The sequence below is a fragment of the Nocardioides aquiterrae genome (genome assembly GCF_039526625.1).
Taxonomy (GTDB): Bacteria; Actinomycetota; Actinomycetes; order Propionibacteriales; family Nocardioidaceae; genus Nocardioides; species Nocardioides aquiterrae.
Map to the genome: position 1 here is coordinate 85,117 of NZ_BAAAJE010000014.1, position 19,145 is coordinate 104,261.

Annotated in this window: 19 protein-coding genes; 6 read left to right on the plus strand and 13 right to left on the minus strand. The window is 72.6% G+C overall.

Annotation, left to right across the window (positions count from 1 at the left end; genetic code table 11):
- Positions 1–16: 16 nt before the first annotated feature.
- The 4 genes from codA to ABD086_RS13935 are packed head-to-tail and all read right to left on the minus strand — an operon-like array spanning position 17 to position 4,612.
- Entirely contained in the window at positions 17–1,324 is a 1,308-nt protein-coding gene (codA, locus tag ABD086_RS13920) for a cytosine deaminase (protein ID WP_343908159.1), read from the minus strand.
- On the minus strand, positions 1,321–2,277 hold the full coding sequence (speB, locus tag ABD086_RS13925; protein WP_343908160.1) for an agmatinase: 957 nt from the start codon (positions 2,275–2,277) through the stop codon (positions 1,321–1,323). Before speB ends, codA begins: the two co-directional genes overlap by 4 nt.
- Positions 2,277–3,176 carry a polysaccharide deacetylase family protein gene (locus ABD086_RS13930; RefSeq protein ID WP_343908161.1) on the minus strand — a complete coding sequence of 300 codons (900 nt, stop codon included), beginning with the start codon at positions 3,174–3,176 and terminating at the stop codon, positions 2,277–2,279. The genes speB and ABD086_RS13930 overlap by 1 nt, the downstream gene beginning before the upstream one ends.
- Positions 3,176–4,612, minus strand: a complete 1,437-nt coding sequence (locus ABD086_RS13935; RefSeq protein ID WP_343908162.1) for a purine-cytosine permease family protein — start codon at positions 4,610–4,612, stop codon at positions 3,176–3,178. The genes ABD086_RS13930 and ABD086_RS13935 overlap by 1 nt, the downstream gene beginning before the upstream one ends.
- 103 nt (positions 4,613–4,715) lie before the next feature.
- On the opposite strand from ABD086_RS13935, the gene ABD086_RS13940 reads away from it, so the two are divergent.
- The 3 genes from ABD086_RS13940 to ABD086_RS13950 all read left to right on the plus strand — a co-directional run bounded on the left by ABD086_RS13940 (position 4,716) and on the right by ABD086_RS13950 (position 7,347).
- Entirely contained in the window at positions 4,716–5,285 is a 570-nt protein-coding gene (locus tag ABD086_RS13940; protein ID WP_343908163.1) for a cupin domain-containing protein, read from the plus strand.
- 106 nt (positions 5,286–5,391) lie between these two features.
- Positions 5,392–5,964, plus strand: a complete 573-nt coding sequence (locus tag ABD086_RS13945) for a hemerythrin domain-containing protein (protein ID WP_343908164.1) — start codon at positions 5,392–5,394, stop codon at positions 5,962–5,964.
- Positions 5,965–6,078: 114 nt separating this feature from the next.
- Positions 6,079–7,347, plus strand: a complete 1,269-nt coding sequence (locus tag ABD086_RS13950) for a hypothetical protein (protein ID WP_343908165.1) — start codon at positions 6,079–6,081, stop codon at positions 7,345–7,347.
- Here the strand turns inward: ABD086_RS13950 and ABD086_RS13955 are convergent.
- Complete coding sequence (locus ABD086_RS13955; protein ID WP_343908166.1) at positions 7,339–7,932, minus strand: hypothetical protein; 594 nt, start codon at positions 7,930–7,932, stop codon at positions 7,339–7,341. The two genes, ABD086_RS13950 and ABD086_RS13955, sit on opposite strands and share 9 nt — an antisense overlap.
- Positions 7,929–9,272, minus strand: a complete 1,344-nt coding sequence (locus ABD086_RS13960) for an MFS transporter (protein WP_343908167.1) — start codon at positions 9,270–9,272, stop codon at positions 7,929–7,931. Before ABD086_RS13960 ends, ABD086_RS13955 begins: the two co-directional genes overlap by 4 nt.
- A 44-nt stretch (positions 9,273–9,316) precedes the next feature.
- On the opposite strand from ABD086_RS13960, the gene ABD086_RS13965 reads away from it, so the two are divergent.
- Positions 9,317–9,679, plus strand: coding sequence for an MmcQ/YjbR family DNA-binding protein (locus ABD086_RS13965; RefSeq protein WP_343908168.1), 363 nt, complete (start codon positions 9,317–9,319; stop codon positions 9,677–9,679).
- Here the strand turns inward: ABD086_RS13965 and opgC are convergent.
- From opgC to ABD086_RS14000, 7 genes are all read right to left on the minus strand, one after another.
- Positions 9,666–12,140, minus strand: a complete 2,475-nt coding sequence (opgC, locus tag ABD086_RS13970; protein ID WP_343908169.1) for an OpgC domain-containing protein — start codon at positions 12,138–12,140, stop codon at positions 9,666–9,668. The two genes, ABD086_RS13965 and opgC, sit on opposite strands and share 14 nt — an antisense overlap.
- On the minus strand, positions 12,137–12,565 hold the full coding sequence (locus tag ABD086_RS13975; RefSeq protein ID WP_343908170.1) for an ATP-binding protein: 429 nt from the start codon (positions 12,563–12,565) through the stop codon (positions 12,137–12,139). The genes opgC and ABD086_RS13975 overlap by 4 nt, the downstream gene beginning before the upstream one ends.
- Positions 12,558–12,893, minus strand: a complete 336-nt coding sequence (locus ABD086_RS13980) for an STAS domain-containing protein (RefSeq protein WP_343908171.1) — start codon at positions 12,891–12,893, stop codon at positions 12,558–12,560. The genes ABD086_RS13975 and ABD086_RS13980 overlap by 8 nt, the downstream gene beginning before the upstream one ends.
- Positions 12,886–14,856 (minus strand): glycosyltransferase, encoded by a 1,971-nt coding sequence (locus ABD086_RS13985; RefSeq protein ID WP_343908172.1) that lies wholly within the window; start codon positions 14,854–14,856, stop codon positions 12,886–12,888. The genes ABD086_RS13980 and ABD086_RS13985 overlap by 8 nt, the downstream gene beginning before the upstream one ends.
- Positions 14,853–15,998, minus strand: coding sequence for a PP2C family protein-serine/threonine phosphatase (locus ABD086_RS13990; RefSeq protein ID WP_343908173.1), 1,146 nt, complete (start codon positions 15,996–15,998; stop codon positions 14,853–14,855). Before ABD086_RS13990 ends, ABD086_RS13985 begins: the two co-directional genes overlap by 4 nt.
- A 121-nt stretch (positions 15,999–16,119) precedes the next feature.
- Entirely contained in the window at positions 16,120–16,797 is a 678-nt protein-coding gene (locus ABD086_RS13995; protein ID WP_343908174.1) for a potassium channel family protein, read from the minus strand.
- Entirely contained in the window at positions 16,791–17,339 is a 549-nt protein-coding gene (locus ABD086_RS14000) for a DUF1707 SHOCT-like domain-containing protein (RefSeq protein ID WP_343908175.1), read from the minus strand. The genes ABD086_RS13995 and ABD086_RS14000 overlap by 7 nt, the downstream gene beginning before the upstream one ends.
- Before the next feature lie 184 nt (positions 17,340–17,523).
- Between ABD086_RS14000 and ABD086_RS14005 the strand changes: the two genes are divergently transcribed.
- Both ABD086_RS14005 and ABD086_RS14010 read left to right on the plus strand, forming a co-directional pair.
- Positions 17,524–18,297, plus strand: a complete 774-nt coding sequence (locus ABD086_RS14005; RefSeq protein WP_343908176.1) for an MlaE family ABC transporter permease — start codon at positions 17,524–17,526, stop codon at positions 18,295–18,297.
- 1 nt (position 18,298) lies between these two features.
- Positions 18,299–19,138: an MlaE family ABC transporter permease gene (locus ABD086_RS14010; protein WP_343908177.1), complete on the plus strand. Its 840-nt coding sequence runs from the start codon at positions 18,299–18,301 to the stop codon at positions 19,136–19,138.
- The last annotated feature ends 7 nt before the right edge of the window (positions 19,139–19,145 follow it).

Consider the following 19,145-nt stretch of genomic DNA (forward strand, 5'->3'; position numbering starts at 1 on the left):
CGGGCCGTGAGTGCGGTCAGCCGCGTTGCCCGTCCGACGGCAGGAAGGTCACCTCCTGCGGCTCGGCGCCGGGCCAGGTCAGCGTCGTGGCCGCCGGCGGCGTGGTGGCGACGACCCGGCCGTGCGCCACGACGTGGGTCGGCCGCACCTGCCGGCGGACGGCGTCGTAGCCGTCCGTCGCCGGCAGCAGCAGGAAGCTCGCCGGGCGCCCGGCGGCCACGCCGTACCCGTCCCCGAGGCCGAGCACAGCGGCGGCGCGCGACGTCACCATCGTGAAGGCCTCCTCGATCTCGTCGCGGGAGAGCAGCTGGGTGGCGTGGGTGCCGACCAGGGCGACCTGGAGGGGGTTGGCGGTGCCGAGCGGGTACCAGGGGTCCATCACGTCGTCGTGGCCGAACGCCACGTTGACGCCCGCGGCCAGCAGCTCCTTGACCTGGGTGAGCCCGCGCCGCTTCGGGTAGCCGTCGAAGCGTCCCTGCAGGTGCAGGCTGACCATCGGGTTGCTCACCATGTTGATGCCCGAGCGGGCGATGATCCGGTGCAGCTTGTAGCTGTACGCCGGGTTGTACGACCCCATCGCCGTGGTGTGGCTGGCCGTCACGCGCTCGCGCAGCCCGGACCGGGCGGCCCGGGTCGCGAGCACCTCGATGAAGCGGGACTGCTCGTCGTCGATCTCGTCGCAGTGGGCGTCGACCCGCAGGCCGTACCGGTCGGCGAGGTCGACGGCGATCTCGACCGAGCGGACCCCGTCCTCGCGAGTGTCCTCGTAGTGCGGGATCGCGCCGATCACGTCGACGCCGCGGCGGGCGGCCTCGGTGATCAGCTCCTCGCCGTCCGGGAACGAGCAGATGCCCTCCTGCGGGAACGCCACCAGCTGCAGGCCGACCACGTCGCGCACCCGGTCGCGCACCTCGAGCAGGGCGTCGAGGGCGACGAGCGACGGGTCGGTGACGTCGACGTGGCTGCGCACGTGCAGCGTGCCGTTCGCGGCGTACCACCGCAGGGTCTGCTCGGCCCGGTCGATCACGTCTTCGCGGGTGAGCATCGGCTTCCGCTCGGCCCAGCAGGCGATGCCCTCCCACAGCGTGCCGCTGCGGTTCCACCGGGGCTGGCCGGCGGTGAGGGCCGCGTCGAGGTGCACGTGCGGCTCGACGTACGGCGGGGTCGCCCACGCACCCGCACCGTCGATCACCGAGCGGGCTGCGACGGGCTCGTCGGCCCGCGGCTCGACGGCGACGATCCGGCCGCCGTCGACGTGCAGGTCGACCGGGCGGACGCCGCCCTCCTCGCGCACGCGGACGTCACGGACCAGGAGGTCGATCACGAGGCACCTCCTGCGCGCGCCATCAGCGAGGTGATCTCGTAGCCGAGCGTCGCGGCCGCGAGCGAGGTGATCTCCGCGTGGTCGTACGGCGGGCTCACCTCGACCAGGTCCGCCGCCACGATCTGGTCCGGCGGGAGCGCCCGCACGAGCGCGAGCAGCTCGCGGGAGGTCAGGCCGCCCATCTCCGGGGTCCCGGTGCCCGGGGCGAACGCCGGGTCGAGCACGTCGATGTCGATCGACAGGTAGACCGGCGCGTCGTTCGTCCGCCGGCGCACGCCGTCGACGATCTCCTCCAGGCCGATCCGGTCGACGTCGCGTGCGCTCACGATCTCGAACCCGAACGTCGCGTCGTCCGCGAGGTCCTGCGCGGAGTACAGCGGCCCGCGGATGCCGACGTGGCTGCTGGCGTCCTGCACCAGCAGGCCCTCCTCGTGCGCCCGCCGGAAGACGGTCCCGTGGGTGCGGTCGGCGCCGAAGTAGCTGTTCCACGTGTCCAGGTGCGCGTCGAAGTGGATCAGCGCCACCGGGCCGTGCTCGCGCGCGACGGCGCGGAGCGCACCGAGCGCGATCGTGTGGTCGCCGCCGAGCAGCAGCGGCCGGCCGCCCGCGCGGACCAGCTCGGCCACGTGGTCGTCGATCTGTTGCAGGGCGTGGTCGATGTCGAACGGGTTGCACGGCACGTCGCCCGCGTCGACCGCCTGGAGCACGGCGTACGGCGCCACGTCCTGGGCCGGGTTGTACGCCGGGCGCAGGTGCCGGGAGGCCTGCCGGATCGCCGCCGGGCCGAAGCGAGCCCCGGGGCGGTACGAGACGCCGCCGTCGAACGGGGCGCCGAGCACGGCCACGTCGAAGCGGGACACCTCGTCGATGCGGGGGATGCGGGCGAACGTCGCCGAGCCGGCGAAGCGGGGCACCTGGGTGCCGTCGACAGGCCCGAGAGGGGTGCTGGTCATCAGATCTCCGGTCGGGGGAAGACGCGAGGGGTGAGGTCGAGGGAGCGGACGTGGCGGGCGATGTCGCCCGCGGGCGCGAGCCACAGCCCCGGCAGGGACTGCATCGTCTCGATCAGGGTCTCGAGCGCGCGGAGCCGGCCCAGCCGGCCACTGAGGAACGGGTGCACGGTGAGGGCGAAGCACGAACCGTGCCGGTGTGCCTCGGTGAGCTCGCCGGTCCACATGGAGAGCGCCTTCTCCGGGTCCTCGATGACGCCCGGCCCGAACAGCTCGGGGACGAACGCGAACTGCTCCCAGTCGTCGAGCGCCCAGGCGACCGGGATCTCCACGATGCTGCGGGCGCCGTCGCCGGGCCGCTCGGCCAGCTCGTAGGGCAGGTCGGAGTCCATCAGGCTCGAGTCGTAGAGGAAGCCGCGGTCGAGCAGCAGCTCGGCGGTCTGGTACGTCGTCTCCCACATCGGCGCCCGGTAGCCGACGGGGCGGACCCCGGCGACCCGGTCGAGGGCCTCGAGGCCGCGGTCCAGCACGGCGGCCTCCTGCTCGCGGGTCATGCCCGCCATCGCCTCGTGCAGGTAGCCGTGGTGCGCGATCTCGTGGCCCGCGTCCCGCACCCGGCGCAGCACGTCGGGGTAGCGCTCGGCGGTGTAGCCCGGACAGAAGAACGTGGCCCGGACGTCGTGCCGCGCCAGCAGGTCGAGGACCCGCGGCACGCCGGTCAGCATCCCGTAGGCCTGGTGCGACATCGCCGAGAGCCGGTGCCGGCTCTCCGGGTCGACCGTGAGGGCGACGTCCTCGGAGTCCAGGTCGAACCCGAGGGTCGCGGCTGCGGTGGCTCCTCCCGGCCAGGCGACCGGTCCGGCCGGGAGGGTGACGTCGTGGAGTCCCGGGTCCTCCGCCATCAGGCGCTTTCCGTGCTGACGGCAGGGGTGGGGGCCGTGGTGCGGGGCCGCCGGCGGGACATCGCGACGTACGACAGCACACCGGCGACGAGGGCGCCGGCCAGCCAGGACAGGTCGATCCCGCCGAGGGCCTTGGCCGCGGGGCCCTGCAGCCAGGTCGGGATGCCGTACTCGAACATCCAGGTGGCGACCATGCCCAGCAGGAACGGCACGATCGCCTCCCACACGATGTCGGGCACCCGCGAGGAGCCGGGCGGCTCGAAGAGGGCGTCGACGTCGATGCGCTGCTTGGCGATGCCGTAGTAGTGCACGAGCATGATCGCGCCCCAGGGCGCCACCCAGGTGACCAGGCCGGCGAGCCAGCCGTCGAGGTTGGTGGCGAAGTCGCCGTTGAGGATCAGGTAGATCGTGAAGATGGTGGCCAGCACGCCCACGCCGTAGGAGAGCTTGCGGCGGTCGACGCCCCAGTCGAGGGTCTGGGCGCACAGCCCGCACGAGTAGATGTTGAGCACGTTCGTGGCGATCGGGCCGTGGATGACCAGCAGCAGCACGGGCACCGCGAGGCCGCCGAAGGCGTTGACCACGAGCTGGCCGGGGTCGATCTCCTGGCTGACGGTCGCCAGCGTCGCGCCGAAGATGCCCAGCCACACCGTCGGGATGAACTGGCCGAGGACGCTGCCGAGGTAGAGCTTGCGGCGCGAGATCTGCGGGGAGACGAAGCGGGAGTAGTCCGAGGCGTAGGCGAACCAGGTGATGCCCCAGCCGATGCCGATGGCGGTCATCAGCGTCGTCAGGGAGCTCCAGAGCGCCTTGCCCTCGAGCCCGCCGCCGGCGTACCCCCAGTCGACGTCGGTCTTGGTCCAGGCGACGATCGTCATGGCCAGCAGGACCACCAGCGTGATCGGCACCGTCCAGCGCTCGAAGCGGGCGATGGCGCGGAAGCCGATCGCGGCCAGCCAGACCTGGATCGCCATGATCACGACCGCGACGCCGATGCGCAGGCCGTCGCCGCCGTGGATGCCGATCTTGTCGAACAGCGTGACGACGAGGTCGAGGATGATCCAGGTGTTGATGGCGCACCACCCGACCGCCAGCAGCCCCTGCATCACCGCGGGGAGGTAGGCGCCGCGGCGGCCGAACGCGGCCCGCGAGAGCACCATCTGGCTGACGGCCGTGCGCTGGCCCATCAGCACGAAGAACCCGAAGGTCGCCATCCCGATCAGGTTGCCGACGACGAGCACGGCGACCGTCTGCCAGAGGCTGAGGCCGAGATAGATCCCCAGGGCGCCCAGCACCCAGTTGATCGGGGCGATGTTGGCGCCCATCCAGATCCAGAACTGGTGCGCGACCGTCGAGGTGCGCGCCTCGGGCGGGATCGGCATCAGGGTGTGCTCGGCGGTCTCGGTGACCGCCAGCTCGTCGGAGTTGATCGACACGTGTTCCTCCCGGAAGACATCGGCTCGCGCCTCGATGCGGGGAGTATTTTGCTCCGTTGTCCCATGTGTCAAGGACCGTTGACCGATATGGCAATATTTGGCCATGCCCGACCAGACCGAGGCGGGGACCGACGGCGAGGTCGGCCCGCGGCTGCGCCAGCTGCGGGAGCAGAAGGGCCTGTCCGCCCGCCAGGTCGCCGAGCTCGCCGGCCTCACGCCGGCGTACCTGAGCCGCCTGGAGAACGGGCGGGTCAGCCCCACGGTGGCCACGCTGGCCCGGGTCGTGGAGGCGATGGGCGAGACGATGGCGACGCTGTTCGCCGAGCCGCCGGGCCCGCAGCAGCCGGTCGTCCGGCGCGCGGACCGGCACCTGATGCGCAGCCGCGGCGTCCTGGACTCGCAGGTCACCCCCGGCTGGGCCAAGCGGCTGGAGGTGCTGGAGTCGTTGGTGGATCCGGGGCAGGGCAGCAGCGACGACCTGCACACGCACGCCGGCGACGAGGAGTGCGTGCTGGTGCTCGAAGGCGAGCTGGACCTCTACCTCGGCGACGAGCGGCACCACCTCGGGCTGGGCGACTCGGCGACCTTCGACTGCCGGGTCCCGCACCGCTGGCGCAACCCGTCCGCCGCACCGGCGCGGGTGCTCTGGATCTTCACGCCGGCGAGCTACTGAACCGACCCGGACCGACGGTTGGCGGCGGCCACGGGTGGGTACGACGGCGGTTGCTCGGCACCGCCGAGACCGACCCCGACCCGATGACCACGATCCAGAGGCCCCCATGACCGACATCGATCTCGGCCGCCCGATCCAGGGCGACGTCGTCGACCTGATCCTCGACGACCACCGCCGCTTCGAGGCGCTGCTGCGCGACCTGCGCGACAGCAGCCAGGACCGCGACGCCGTCCGCCGCGCCTTCGCCACCCTGCACGTGGCGCACGCCGAGGCCGAGGAGAAGCACGTCTACCCCAAGCTGAAGCGGAAGAACGCGGTCGACGCCGACGATGCCGACCACGGCGTCGAGGAGCACGCCGAGGGCAACGAGGCGCTGCTGAAGGTCCTCGAGCTCAAGGGCACCGACACCCAGGCCTTCGAGGACGCCGTCGAGAAGCTCGCCGAGCTGATCAACCACCACATCACCGAGGAGGAGCTCACGATCCTCAACCCGGCGCGTGAGGAGGTCGGACCCCAGGTGCGGGCGGACCTCGGGGCGCTGTTCGTGGAGGAGCGCAACCGCCAGATCGACCAGGACTGCGGTCGGGTCGACAACGTCCGGCGGATCGTCGCCGAGGCCCGCAAGGAGGGCCTGCTCGACGACGACGACGAGGACGACGAGGGCGACGACGAGGACTGACCGACCGCCCGGGACCAAGGGCCCGGGGCCTTCGGGACGGTCTGCCCTGCGGGACGGGGGTGGCCGCACGCAGAGTGGATGACGAGGAGGCTCGTCGTGCCACTAGGTCCTCGGATGATGATCGTGGCTGCCACCGCGCTGTCCCTGGCGGTGCCTGCCCTGGTGACGCCGCCGCCCGCGGCTGCGGACTGGGGACCGGTCACCACCCTGGCGGCGAACACCCGCGGCGAGTCGCTCGCGGTGGACGCCCGCGGAGCGGTCACGGTCGTCTGGGCGGGCACGGCGAGCCCCGGTGACGTCATCGCGCGGCGGCGGACAGCCGGCGGCGACTGGCACGCACCCGTGGTCATCGGCCACGGCTACGCGCCGCAGGTCGTCGTCGACCGGCGCGGTGACGTCACCGCCCTCTGGCTCACCCAGGAGCCCGGGCGCACCGACGGCGTCGCCGCGGCCCGGCGCCCCGCGGGCGGGCACTGGTCGGATCCGGTCGAGGTCTCGCGCGACCTGCCGGTGCCGGGCTACCAGCCGGGCGCCGAGGACGTGTACGGCGCCACCCAGCTCGACGTCGCGGTCGGCGCACGGGGCGTCGTCGCCGCGGCCTGGGCGTGGGGCAGCGTCGACCGCCACCGCCCGTGGCGCGTGCAGGCGGTCTGGCGCCATCGGCACGGCGGCTGGGCCGACCCCGCCGCGGTCACCCCGGCGAACTCGTCGAGCGCACCGCAGGTCGGCGTCGCGGCCGACGGGACGACCGTCGTCGCCTGGGGCCGGCAGCCGTTCGGCCACCCGCAGACGCTCCGCGCCCGGCGGCACGACGGCAGCGGCTGGACCGCTCCGGAGACCGTCGCGCGGGAGGGCTACGCCCCGGAGCTCGCCGTCGACCGCGCGGGCGACGCCCTCCTGGTCTTCCACACCGCCACCGACCGGGCCGCCGCGGCCGCGATGACGGCCGGAGGCGCCTGGCAGCCCGTCGAGCGCCTGTCGCCGGCGGGCGTGGACGCCGAGGACGTCGCCCTCGCGATGAACGCCGCGGGAGCAGCGGTGGTGGCCGTCGGCCGCCCGGGCGGCCGGGTCGACCTGGTCGACCGCCCGCGCGGCGGCCCCTGGGGCCCGCCGGTTCGGGCCGTGCGCTCGCGGGCGACCGTGTACGACGTGCTCGTCGCGCTCGACGGGGCCGGTGACGTGTTCCTCGGCTGGGGCGGCTACGCGCTGTACGGCAAGCTCCGGCCGGCCGGCGGCAGCTGGGGCGCCCGGACGACGATCTCCCCGGACGCGGGCGCGGAGGTGCTCGAGGCGACGTACGCCGCCATGGCGCCGGACGGCGCGGTCGCCGTGCTCTGGAAGCAGGAGGAGCGGCCGCTCAAGGTGCGGACCTGGTCAGAGTAGGTCGCGCAGCCGATCGGCCAGGGAGTCCTGCACGGCTCGGGTCACGGCCGCCTGGACCTGCTCGTCGAGGGCCTGCGGGTCGTCGAGGTTCGCCAGCAGCGCGCGCAGGTCGAGGTCGTCGATCGCTCTGGTGAGGACGTCGTCGGTCTTCAGCGCGGCGTCGACCAGGGAGTCGGGCAGGGCCCGGATCGCGGTCTCCAGGAAGGGGTTGAGGTCGGCGGTCGCCAGCGCGTCGTCGACCAGGTCCGAGGCCGGGGGCAGGGTGCCGTCGGCCTTCATCCGGTGCACCGCCGAGAGCAGTCCGTCGTGGAGCGCGTCGATCTGCGCGTCCGTGCGCGTCCCGGGCTGGGCGAGCTCGAGCGTGAGCGCCTCGCGGCTGACCTGCAGGGTGCAGGCGGCGTCGTCCAGGCCGAGCAGCACCAGCCGCTCGGTGAGGCCGTCGATGCCGTCGGCCTGCGAGGTGACCGTCCGGTGCGCGCACGGGTCGGTGGCGCGGAGCGGCTCGAAGCTGCCGCCGCCGGCGGTGAGCTGGACGGCGAGCACGCCGCCCACCAGGGCCAGGGCGAACGCCGGGAGCCCGTTCACGGCGCCACCTTCCGGCCGGGGGCGACCACCACGAGCAGGGCGAGCAGGGCCAGGCCCGCGCCGATGAGGAACGAGTCGCGGAACGCCCGCGTGGCCGCGCGCACGACCTGGTCGCCGAGATCGCGCTCGAGCCGGTCCGCCGCGGGCTGCTCGGCGGGGTCGAGGTCGAGGGTCCCGAACGCGTCGTGCAGGTCCGGGACCCGCCCCTGCTGGGCGGTGAGCTCGGCACCCAGCGCCCGAGCGACGGCGACCTTGTCCTGCGGCTGCAGGGGTGCGTCGAGGACCAGCGAGGTGATCGCCTCCTGCGCCGGCTCCTGCGCGTCCAGGAGGTCGGCGGTGAAGACCGGGGTCAGGATCGCCAGGCCGACGACGACCCCCGCGTGCCGGGCGCCGATCGTCCAGCCGGCGTGCCGGACGCGGGGCAGCCGGAGCTCCATCGCCTGCGCCGTCAGCCGGTCGATCGTCAGGCCGAGCCCGAGGCCGACCAGCGCCTGCGGCGCGATCGTCCAGGCCAGGTCGGCGGACGGCAGGAACGCCAGGCAGGCGAGCCCGCCGGCGACCAGGAGGCAGCCGGTGGCGACCTCCACCTCGTGCGACGGGCGGAACAGCCGGGCCAGCGGGCGCGCGGCGAGGGCCGCGAGCGGGACGACCGAGACCGCCAGCGCGGCCGTCGCCGGCGATCGGCGCCAACCCTCGACCAGGAGCAGCACCAGCAGGAACAGCGCGGCCGTGAGTGCCGCGGACAGCAGGGCGAGGGTCAGGTTGGGGCGGAGCGCGGGGCGGTGCCGGTCCGCGGCGGCGTCCGGAGGCGCCGCCAGCAGCAGCGCGGCCGGGACGGCCAGCGCCGCGACCGGCACCTGGGCGACGAAGATGGCCTGCCAGGAGAACGCCTGGGTGAGGATGCCGCCCGCCATCGGCCCGGCGGCGGTGCCCACCACGCCGGCGGTCACCCAGATTGCCACGCCGCGCCGCTCGCCGTACTCCGCCACCAGCAGCTCCAGGCACCCGAGCAGCGCCAGCGCGCCCCCGGCCGCCTGCAGGCACCGGGCCGTCACCAGCACCTCGATCGAGCCGGCCACCGCGCACCACGCCGAGGCGCCGGCGAAGACCGCGATGCCGACCGCGGTGAGGACCCGCGGCCGGCGCCGGGTGAGGAGCAGCGCGGTCGGGACGGCCGCCAGCGCCAGCACGACGTTGTAGGCGATCAGCACCCACGCGACCTGCCCGACCGTGGTCTGCAGGTGGACGAGGATCGCGGGCAGGGCCAGCGTGACCACCGCGGAGTCCGCGAGCACCAGCGCCACGGTCACCGCGAGCACGGGACCGGCAGCGCGACGCACCCGCCCATCTTCGCAGGACGGGCGGCGCGGCGTACGTTCCTGCCGTGGACGTCGAGCGGATGCGCGCGTACTGCCTGGACCTGCCGGGCGCCTGGCCGGACTTCCCGTGGGACCACGAGTACCCCGTGATCAAGGTGGGGCCGGGGGAGCGGGGCAAGATCTTCGCGTTCCTTGGGGCCGACACCGTCGGCGTGAAGGGCGGGGCGACCCGGGAGGTCGCCGACGAGTGGCTGGACCGCTACCCGGACGACGCGACGGTGATGCGCTACATCGGCCGGTCGGGCTGGAACACCCTGGCGCTCGGCGGCGCGATCCCCGACGACGAGCTGCTCGAGGCCGTGGACGAGTCGTACCGGCTGGTCGTGGCGAAGCTGCCGAAGAGGGACCGGCCGGTCAGCGGGGGATGACCGAGAAGAGGAACTTCTTCCGCACCATCAGCCAGATCAGCAGGATCTCGGCGGTGTGGATCACCGTGCCCTGCCAGACGCTGTCCCGGTCCAGGCCGGGGATGTTCGCGATCGCCAGCACGAAGAAGACGTGCACGACGAAGACGTACAGGCTCGCGGCGCCCAGGGGCGTCCAGAACCAGCCGACGGCCGCGTTGACCGGCTTCCAGAGCGCGGTCAGGACCGCGTAGGCGACCACGATCACCAGCGCCAGGTCGAGGAGCCGGCCGGGCTGGAGGAACACCCGGGTGTAGGCGTGCGCGTAGAGGTAGTCGTAGGTGCCGGGCTCGAACGGTGACGGCACGCCGTGGGCGTGGGCCGCCCAGAGCCAGACGAGGGCGCCGGCGTACCCGAGCACGAAGACGGTGCAGGCGATCCTGCCGGGGAGCGACGTCAGCCACCCGGTCAGCCGCGTGCGGTAGTACCCGATCACCAGGCCGTGGGTGAAGGCGATCTGCCAGGTGAGGATCGGGAAGACCGCCTCGAACTGCGAGGGCAGCACCGTCCAGTCGTACCGCGCCTGGAGCACGAACAGCGCCCAGGACACCGCGAGCACCAGCCACCACATCCGCCGGCGGATGAACCACATGAGCAGCGGCAGGGCCAGGCTGAGGACCACGAACAGGCCCATGATGTTGAAGACCCACGGACCCATCTGCAGCAGCAGCAGCTGCTCCACGGCGTACCACGGCGGCGGGTAGTCGAAGAGGTGGTGCGCGTTGGCGTACAGGTCGTAGACCCGGCCGGCGTCCGCCTGGCCGCCCTGCCCGGTGCCCCGGTCGGTGAAGGTCGTGATCACCGTGGCGTCGACGAGCGGGAGCAGCCCGATGACGAAGACGAGGAGCACCACGACGAGCGCCACGAGGTACTGCTTCCGCGCCCGCTTGAGCATGACGACCGCGGTGGCCTTCTCGCCGAGCTTGCGGACGGTCGGCTCGTAGATCATGCCCAGCACGATCCCGGAGAGCAGCACGAACATCTCGGCGCCCGTGATCGCGCCGATCGCGTTGAGGCTGACGTAGGAGTACGGGCTGGCGAGCTCGGTGTGGGTGAGGACGACGGTGAGGATGATCCAGCCGCGGAACAGGTCGAGACGCTGGTCCCGCGGGTCGCGCTCGTGCGGGTAGCGCCAGGACGGGACCCAGCGCCCGACCGCCCCGGCGACCACGAAGGCGATCGCGAGGAGCGCCGCACAGAAGACGATCCACCCCATCTCGTCCCCGGCGTCGTCGGCGCCGGGGAGCCGGCCCTGGGCGGTGGCGGCGTTGCCCGCGTCCTGGTCGAGCCGCTCGGTGACCGGTCCGAGGGTGACGCCGGCCGAGCGCAGGTCGGCGCGCAGCGCCCGGGTGAGCGCGCCGGTGTGCGTCGCGCGCCAGTCGACGGGCCGGTCGTCGACCTCGGGCTCGACCCGCTCCACCTCCAGCCAGCTGATGCCGCCGATCAGCGGGTGGGAGCTGGTCGCGGCCAGGACCTGGCGCCACCAGGCCCGCTTGAGGTCGAGCTCCGCCGCGCCCTCGACCGACGGGTCGTAGAGGGCGCCGGTCTCCACCAGCATCGGCTTGCCGTGACCGGCGGCGAACCGGTCGTAGAACGAGTCCCGGCCCGCGGGGTCGGCGTACCCCCAGTCCTCGGCGAGCCGGCGCTCGTACTCGTCGGCGTCGGGCACGGTGTTGCCCTCGACCCCCTGGGACTGGCCGAGCCGGTAGAGGTAGAGGCCGACCCAGTCGACGGCGCCGTCACCGGGGTAGTACGGCCCGTACGGGTCGTCGGCCTCGGTGACCTGCCCGTCGCCGCTCGTGTCGAGCTCGTCGGCGACCCGGTCGATCTCGTCGCCGAGGTCCGAGTCGGCGCCCTGGTCGAGAGTGAACGGGTAGCCCGATCCGTAGACCGGTGACCACACGGTCCGGGCCCGCTCCGTGTGGGTGTGGAGCACGTCGGCGAGGTCGCGGAAGGCTCGGGTGTACGCCGTCGGCTGCTGACCCCACGCTCGCCAGGAGCCGTTCATCTCCGGGGCGAAGCGGACCAGGACCTGGCTGTCGAGCTCCGTCTCGGCCTCGGCGACATGGGCGGCCAGGGTGGTCGCATCGTCGCGCGTGAGGTCGGCGAGAGGGACCTCCGGCTCGACGTCGAGCACGACGACCGCCCCGATCGCGGCGATCCGGCGCGTCTCGTCCTCGAGGTGGCTGACGTCGTCCTCGGCCAGCGGGTAGCCGACGTGGATCGTCACCAGGGACGGGTCCAGGCCCAGCCCGTCGGCGTACTGCTCGGGGGTGCGCTCCTCGCCGGTGCCGCTGTCCAGCCCGGGCCCGAACCACGGGGCCCCGGGCTCGGGTCTGACCGGGTCGTCGGCGGCCGCCGCCGGCACGCCGACCAGGGCGGCCAGCAGGGCCAGCAGGAGGGTCCCGAGGAGACGTCGGGTCACGGGCGCACCCGCACGCAGATGAGCGTCCACTGGTTGCGCCCGTCCGCGTGGACGTAGCGGAGGTCGTCGAGGGCGGCGATCGCGAGAGCCAGGCCGCGCCCGGACTCCGCCTCGGGGTCGGGCATCGTCACGGCGCCGAGGTCGATGTCGGCCGGGCGCCCGTCGTCGGAGAGGAGGGCGATGATCGTGCTGTCGTCGACCGAGATCTCGAGCTCGAGCTGGCGCGAGCCGGGCGTCGTGCCCTGGTCGAGGGCGTAGGCGTGCTCGACGACGTTGCCGACGACCTCGACGAGCGCGGTCTCGAAGCGCATCCGGTCCCGCGCCGTGACCCCGGGCTGCTGCTCCCAGAGGGTGGCGAGCGCCGTCTGCACCAGCTCGATGCTGGCGGGCGTCGCCGGTGCGCCGATCGTGACGCGGTCAGACATCGAAAGCGCCCTCGACGCTGTCGCGGGGGCGCAGCACCCGGTCCATGTTCGTGAGCTCGAAGACGCTGAGCACGGCCGGTGTCGGACGGGCGATCCGGAGGTCGCCGCCGGCCAGCCGGGCGGCCTTGAGCCCGCCGACGAGCGCCCCGAGGGCGGAGGAGTCGAGGAACGTCGTCTCGGCGAGGTCGACCACGACCCGGGTGGTGCCGGCCGCCACCAGCTCGGTGATGACCTCACGGAACCGCCGGGCCGTCACCATGGTGAGCCGGCCCCGTGGCGTGACCACCCCGACCCCGTCGTCGGTGGTGCGGACGTCGAACTCACTCATGGCGTTCCTCCGTTGCGTGCGGGGTGGCGGGTTCGTAGCCGCGGTAGCGGGCAGCCCGGATGATGATCGAGAAGATGAGCAGGTCGAAGAGGACCCAGACGATGTTGAACGCGGTGCCGAACGGCGTCGCCTGGCCGACCGCCAGCCGCACCCCGCCGATCACGACCGCGAGGGCCAGCAGGCCCATCGCGATCAGCTGCGGGCGCACGAGGTCCCACCGCGGACCCTCGTGCTCGGTCCGCGTCTTCTTGGTGACCGCGAAGTCGAGCGTGCGGCCGCGGTACACGTTCCCGAACGCCGAGGTGAACGCCTTGATCCAGACCGGGAACAGCGCGAGCGAGTACTGCTGGCCCCGCCACGTGGGACGGCCGTTGGCGACCACGAAGAACAGCAGCTGGTTGACGACCAGGAACGGCACCAGCCGGAGGAAGAAGTCCGTGCTCAGCGCCTGCACCGGCAGCACGCCGAGCGTGAGGTACACGACGGGCGCACCGATGTAGACCAGCGCGGCGAAGCCGGACAGGTAGCTCCACATCGTCGCGAAGTACATCAGCCGCTGCGGCCAGGAGAGCCGGCGCTGCACGAGCGGGTTCTCCCGGAACATCACCTGGACCGTGCCCTGCGCCCAGCGCAGGCGCTGGGTCAGCATCGTCGGGAGGTCCTCGGGCGCAAGGCCGTGGGCGAGCACCTCGTCGTGGTACGCCGTCCGCCAGCCCATCCCGTGCAGGCGCATGCAGGTCGCCATGTCCTCGGTGACCGAGATCGTCGCCAGCGGCATGATCGGCTGGGCCTCGCCGGCGCGGTCGATGTCGACCGCACGGACCAGGGCCTCGACGGTCTCGACGGCCCCCAGCGGCGACCAGTCCCGGTGCGCCATCTGCGCGAGCACGGACTCGTCGACGTCCGCCAGCGTGGTGTCCGGGTCGTCGGCGAGCCGGTCCAGCGTGGCGATCACGGCCAGGTCCTCGTGGAGGGTGCGGAGGTCCGCGGCGACCATCCGCCGGCGGATCGACGAGACCCGTTGCTGGAAGCGGAAGGTGACGTCCGACAGCGCGACGTCGCGCGCCAGCTCTCGGCCGGCGCGGTCGATGTCGTACTGGATCTCGCCGAGCGCCTGGCGGACCTCGTGCTGGTCGGGGTCGGTGTTCTTGAGCGCCTCGCGGATGACCGAGCGGGCGGTGCGCAGCGCCCGGTGCACGGCGACCTCGATCTCGTGTGCGTAGCGGCTCACGCCGAGCTGCATCAGCGCGTCGCGGCGGATCACCGCGTTGGACCCGCAGAAGAACGCCGCGTTCCACCCGTCCTTGCCCTGCTGGATCGGGCCGTAGAACAGCGGCGCCTGGCTCCCGAGGGGGTCGCTTGCGGGGACGTTCACGAACCACTGGGGCGTCTGCACCAGCGCCATCCGCTCATCGGTGAAGTACCCGAGCGTGCGGTCGAGGATCTCGGGGAGCGGCACCTGGTCGGCGTCGAGGATCAGCAGGAACTCGCCCTCGGTCTGGAGGAGCGCGTTGTTGAGATTGCCGGCCTTGGCGTGCCGCGGCATGCCCGACCAGTCGGCCGACCGGGTGATCCAGCCGATGCCCTCGGCCTCCGCGGCCGCGCGCAGCTCGGCCCGGTCGCCGTCGTCGAGGATCCACGTCTCGTGCGGGTACCGGATCTCCCGAGCGGCGCGCGCGGTGGCCATCACCAGCTCGATGGGCTCGTTGTAGGTCGCGATGAGCACGTCCACCGTCAGGTCGGGCGGGGCGGGCGGCGGATCGCCGCGTTCCTTGAGCCGCCACACGGTCATCCCGAAGAGCAGCGAGTCGATGAGGCTGTACGTCTCGGCGACCACCAGGGGCACCGCGATCCACCAGGCGCCCCAGTGCACCGAGAAGAGCCATCGCCAGACCACGTAGTTGATCCCGAGGATCGCCGTGACGAGGACGATGCCGCGGATCAGCAGCAGGCGTCGGCTCATGCGCCTCCCTCGCCCCGGCGGAAGACGGCCAGCGCGGTCACGTCGTCGGTCGCGACGCGCTCCGCCGCCAGCTCGGCGATGCTGGACAGCAGCGCAGCCGCCTCGGCGTGCTCGGCGACCAGCGCGGCGACCGGCTCCTCCCACGCGACCGGGTCGTCGAGGAGGTCGACCAGGCCGTCGCTGAACACCAGCAGCCGGTCACCCGGGGCGAGCACGGTGGACTGCTCGGTCCAGTGGTCGTCGGGGAGCAGCCCGATCGGCCGGTCCCGGGCGGTGAGCCGCTCGTGGGTGCCGTCGGCCCGCACCACCAGGGCGAGTCCCAGTCCGGCGTCGACGTACCGCAGGGTGCCGTCGGCGAGGTCGAGGGCCGCCTGGAAGACGCAGGCGAAGGACCCGGCCCGGTCCAGGTCGGTCTCCAGAGCCGCCGCGACCTCGGTGGTGACGGTGCCGAGGTCCGCGCCCGCCACCACCGCCTGGTGGGTGGCGCGCATGGTCGTGCGCACGCCGGCGCCGACCATGGCGGCGCCCGCACCCTTGCCCATCACGTCACCCAGTCCGAGGTGCAACACACCCTGGCTGGCGCCGTAGTCGTAGAAGTCGCCGCCCACGGCCAGCGCGGGCAGGCAGGCGCCGTTGACGTCCCAGTCGTCGACGCGCACCGGGGCGGCTGGGAGCAGCGCGGCCTGGATCATCCCGGCCTGGGCCCGCTCGGAGGACGCCACCAGCTCCTGCTCCGCCCAGGCCGCCAGGTCCTGGAAGGACTCGAGCTCGTCGTCGCTGAGCGTCCGCGGCTCGGTGTCGTAGACGCAGAACACCCCCACGTTGTTGCCGAGGGAGTCCCGCAGCGGCACGCCGGCGTAGAACCGGATGCCGGAGTCGAGCACGGCCGGGAGCTCGGCGTACCGCGGATCGCGGGTCGCGTCCTCGACCAGCGTCAGCCGGTCGTCCTCGGTCGTGCGGTCGCAGAAGGTGTCCTGGCGGGCCATCTCGGTGATGTCGAAGCCGTCGGCGCCGGGGAAGAACGCGCGGTCCCGGTCCAGGACGGTGATCGACGACCAGTCGACTCGGAGAGCGGTCCGGGCGAGCCGGGTGATCCGGTTGAACCGGGCGTCGCGCCCGGGATCGAGCGCGAGGCTGTCCACCGCGCGCTGGCGTCGCTCTTCTCTCCGTCCGGTCCAAGCCGCGGCGGTCGTGCTGATCCCCATGATCGACGCCTGGTACCCATCTTCACCGACGATATTTGTCGGCATATTACGGCGCCGGTCAAGACTCCGGGCGCTGCCGCACTACGGCGAGGCTCACCAGGCGGGCGACCACGAGCGCCACGTAGAACACGCCGGCCACCATCTCGACCATCACCAGCGAGCGCGCGTGGGCGCCGATCGGTACGACGTCGGAGAGGCCGACGCTCGTGAGCGTGCTGAACGACAGGAACAGCAGCTCGAACCAGCTCCGCGGGCCGTCGCCGGCCGCGCCGATGAAGGAGGCCGGCCAGATCGCCTGGCAGGCGGCGAACACGTACGCGAACCCCCAGGCGACCACCGTGAAGGCGGCCCCGGTCGCGAACAGCTCGTCCCGGGTGACCCGGTCGTCGTGGAAGAGGTACCGGATCATCGCGTAGGAGATGTAGAAGTAGAACGGCGCGTGCAGGGCGGCCGACGTCAGCCCGAGCGCGGCGCTGTCGGGTTGCAGCGCCTCGAGGACCGTCAGCACCATCGCCGGCGCGGCGATCAGCACCGCGACCCACGTCAGCGCCGGGGTCCGGCGCACCGCGGCCAGGGCCGCCAGCACGATCGCGAGCTGCACGGTGCCGACCACGGCCCGGCCCCACGCCTCCTGGTCGAGGAAGGGGTAGGCGAGCACCGCGACGAGCTGGGCGGCCAGCAGCACCGCGGACGGGTGCCGGCGCAGGGTCGCCGCGTGCGCGCGCAGGCTCACCATCGCGGCCAGCCGGGGCGCTGCTGCTTGTCGCGCTGCTTCTCCAGGCGCCGGATCTCGCTCTCGACGATCTCGTCGTGCGACATCGCCGTCCGCACCAGGTTGAGCAGGCTGAGCGCGATCACGAACGCGGGCCAGAAGAAGTACGGGTCGAAGCCGCCCTGCCGCCACGAGGTCGCGAACCAGATCGCGGTGGTGACCAGGCTGGCGCCGAGGAACGAGAAGGACGCCTCACGCCGCTTGGACCGCCAGTGCCGCTCGGCCATCGCCTCGATCTCGGCGCGCGAGACGTGCGCGAGGCTGCGGCCGGGACGGGGCTGCGGCGCGACCAGGTCGGCGAGCAGGGGGTTCAGGTCACCGAGCACCCGCACCGACCGGACCCGGTCGCTGCGCTCGTCGAACTCGTCGCGGTCGAGCCGGCCGTCGGCGTACGCCTCGGCGAGCACCTGCCGTACGGTCTCGCGGTCACTGTCGGAGGCACGGATGCCGGCGAACCGAGCGTCCCGCGGGTCGTGGGTGAACGACGACCACACCTCCCTGTCCACGCGGACATCGTAGGAGGGGCGGTCCAGCCCACGTTTCGTGCACGTCACCCCCGGGGAGGAGCGTCGTTGACCGGGTCGGGAGAACCCGTTCTACACGGAGTGGACGCTCGTTGCCTCAAACGAGAACACGTTCTACTCTGTGCGGGCTGTCTAGACACAGCCAGTGGTCCAGGGGAGGTGAGGGATGGCGTTCTCTGCCGTGTCGGTGATCCGCGGCCCCGGCGAGATCGCAGCGATGGTCGTCGAGGTCACCAAGCGGATCTTCACCCGCCCCTTCCAGTTCCGGGAGTTCGTCGAGCAGGCCTGGTTCATCACCAGCGTCACGCTGATGCCGACGATCCTCGTCTCGATTCCGTTCGGCGCGGTCATCTCGCTCCAGGTCGGCAACCTCACCGGCCAGCTCGGCGCCCAGTCGTTCGCGGGCGCCACCGCCGTCCTCGCCACCGTCCGCGAGGCCGCTCCGATCGCCGCGGCGCTGATCATCGCCGGCGCCGCCGGCTCCGCGATCTGCTCGGACCTGGGCGCCCGCAAGATCCGCGAGGAGATCGACGCCATGGAGGTCCTCGGCGTCGACCCGCTCGAGCGGCTGGTGGTGCCGCGCGTGGTCGCGACCATGTTCGTGGCCGCGATGATCAACGGCATCGTGATCGCGGCCGGCATCGGCGGCGGCTACTTCTTCACCGTGATCGTGCAGGGCGGCTCCGCCGGCGCGTTCCTCGCGAACTTCACCGTGCTCGCGAGCCTGCCGGACCTCTACATCTCGATGGTCAAGGCGATCGTCTTCGGCTGGCTGGCCGCGATCGTCGGCGCCTACAAGGGCCTGAACGCCGGCGGCGGGCCGAGCGGGGTGGGCCGCGCCGTCAACGAGTCCGTGATCGTCGCGTTCATGCTGCTGTTCTTCCTCAACGCCATCATCACGGCGATCTACTTCCAGGTCGTCCCGCCGCCGGGGTTGTGACATGGCGAGCATCGCTGCGATGGGCAGCTCCTTCGTCAAGGGGCGCCGCGACTCCCTGGAGACCTACGGCGACCAGCTGCTGTTCTACGTCAAGGCGCTCGCGTGGACCCCGCGGGCGATCAAGCGGTACCCCCGCGAGATCGTCAACACGCTCGCCGAGGTGACGTTCGGCGCCGGGGGCCTGACCCTGATCGCCGGCACCGTCGGTGTGATCGCGTTCCTGGCGTTCTTCGCCGGCACCGAGGTCGGGATCCAGGGCTACGCGTCGCTCAGCCAGATCGGCGTCGCGAAGTTCAGCGCGTTCATCTCGGCGTACTTCAACACCCGCGAGGTGGCCCCGCTGGTCTCGGCGATCGCGCTGGCCGCGACCGTGGGCTGCGGCTACACCGCCCGGCTCGGCGCGATGCGCATCTCGGAGGAGATCGACGCACTCGAGGTGATGGGCATCCCGTCGTTGCCGTTCCTGGTCACCACCCGGATGATCGCGGCATTCGTCGCGGTGATCCCGCTGTACATCGTGGCGCTGTCCGCGTCGTACCTGTCGCCGCGGTTGATCACGACGCTGATCTACGGGCAGTCGCCGGGCACCTACGACCACTACTTCCTGCAGTTCCTGCCGCCGATCGACATGCTCTGGTCGTTCTTCAAGCTGCTGTTCCTCGCGGTCGCGGTGATCGTCGTCCACTGCTACTACGGCTACACGGCGTCCGGGGGACCGGCGGGCGTCGGCATGGCCGTGGGCCGCGCGATCCGCACCAGCATCGTGACGATCGTCGTCGCCGACTTCTTCCTCAGCTTCGCGATCTGGGGCTCCACCACCACCGTCCGGATCACGGGGTAGCCGCGGC

Excerpts from the sequence above, each read along its gene's own strand:
- ABD086_RS13930 (WP_343908161.1), bottom strand. The coding sequence starts at position 3,176 with ATGGCGGAGGACCCGGGACTCCACGACGTCACCCTCCCGGCCGGACCG.
- ABD086_RS13950 (WP_343908165.1), top strand. The coding sequence starts at position 6,079 with ATGATGATCGTGGCTGCCACCGCGCTGTCCCTGGCGGTGCCTGCCCTG.
- ABD086_RS13940 (WP_343908163.1), top strand. The coding sequence starts at position 4,716 with ATGCCCGACCAGACCGAGGCGGGGACCGACGGCGAGGTCGGCCCGCGG.
- ABD086_RS14005 (WP_343908176.1), top strand. The coding sequence starts at position 17,524 with ATGGCGTTCTCTGCCGTGTCGGTGATCCGCGGCCCCGGCGAGATCGCA.
- ABD086_RS13995 (WP_343908174.1), bottom strand. The coding sequence starts at position 16,797 with ATGGTGAGCCTGCGCGCGCACGCGGCGACCCTGCGCCGGCACCCGTCC.
- ABD086_RS13980 (WP_343908171.1), bottom strand. The coding sequence starts at position 12,893 with ATGAGTGAGTTCGACGTCCGCACCACCGACGACGGGGTCGGGGTGGTC.
- speB (WP_343908160.1), bottom strand. The coding sequence starts at position 2,277 with ATGACCAGCACCCCTCTCGGGCCTGTCGACGGCACCCAGGTGCCCCGC.
- ABD086_RS14010 (WP_343908177.1), top strand. The coding sequence starts at position 18,299 with ATGGCGAGCATCGCTGCGATGGGCAGCTCCTTCGTCAAGGGGCGCCGC.
- ABD086_RS13945 (WP_343908164.1), top strand. The coding sequence starts at position 5,392 with ATGACCGACATCGATCTCGGCCGCCCGATCCAGGGCGACGTCGTCGAC.
- ABD086_RS13985 (WP_343908172.1), bottom strand. The coding sequence starts at position 14,856 with ATGAGCCGACGCCTGCTGCTGATCCGCGGCATCGTCCTCGTCACGGCG.
- ABD086_RS13975 (WP_343908170.1), bottom strand. The coding sequence starts at position 12,565 with ATGTCTGACCGCGTCACGATCGGCGCACCGGCGACGCCCGCCAGCATC.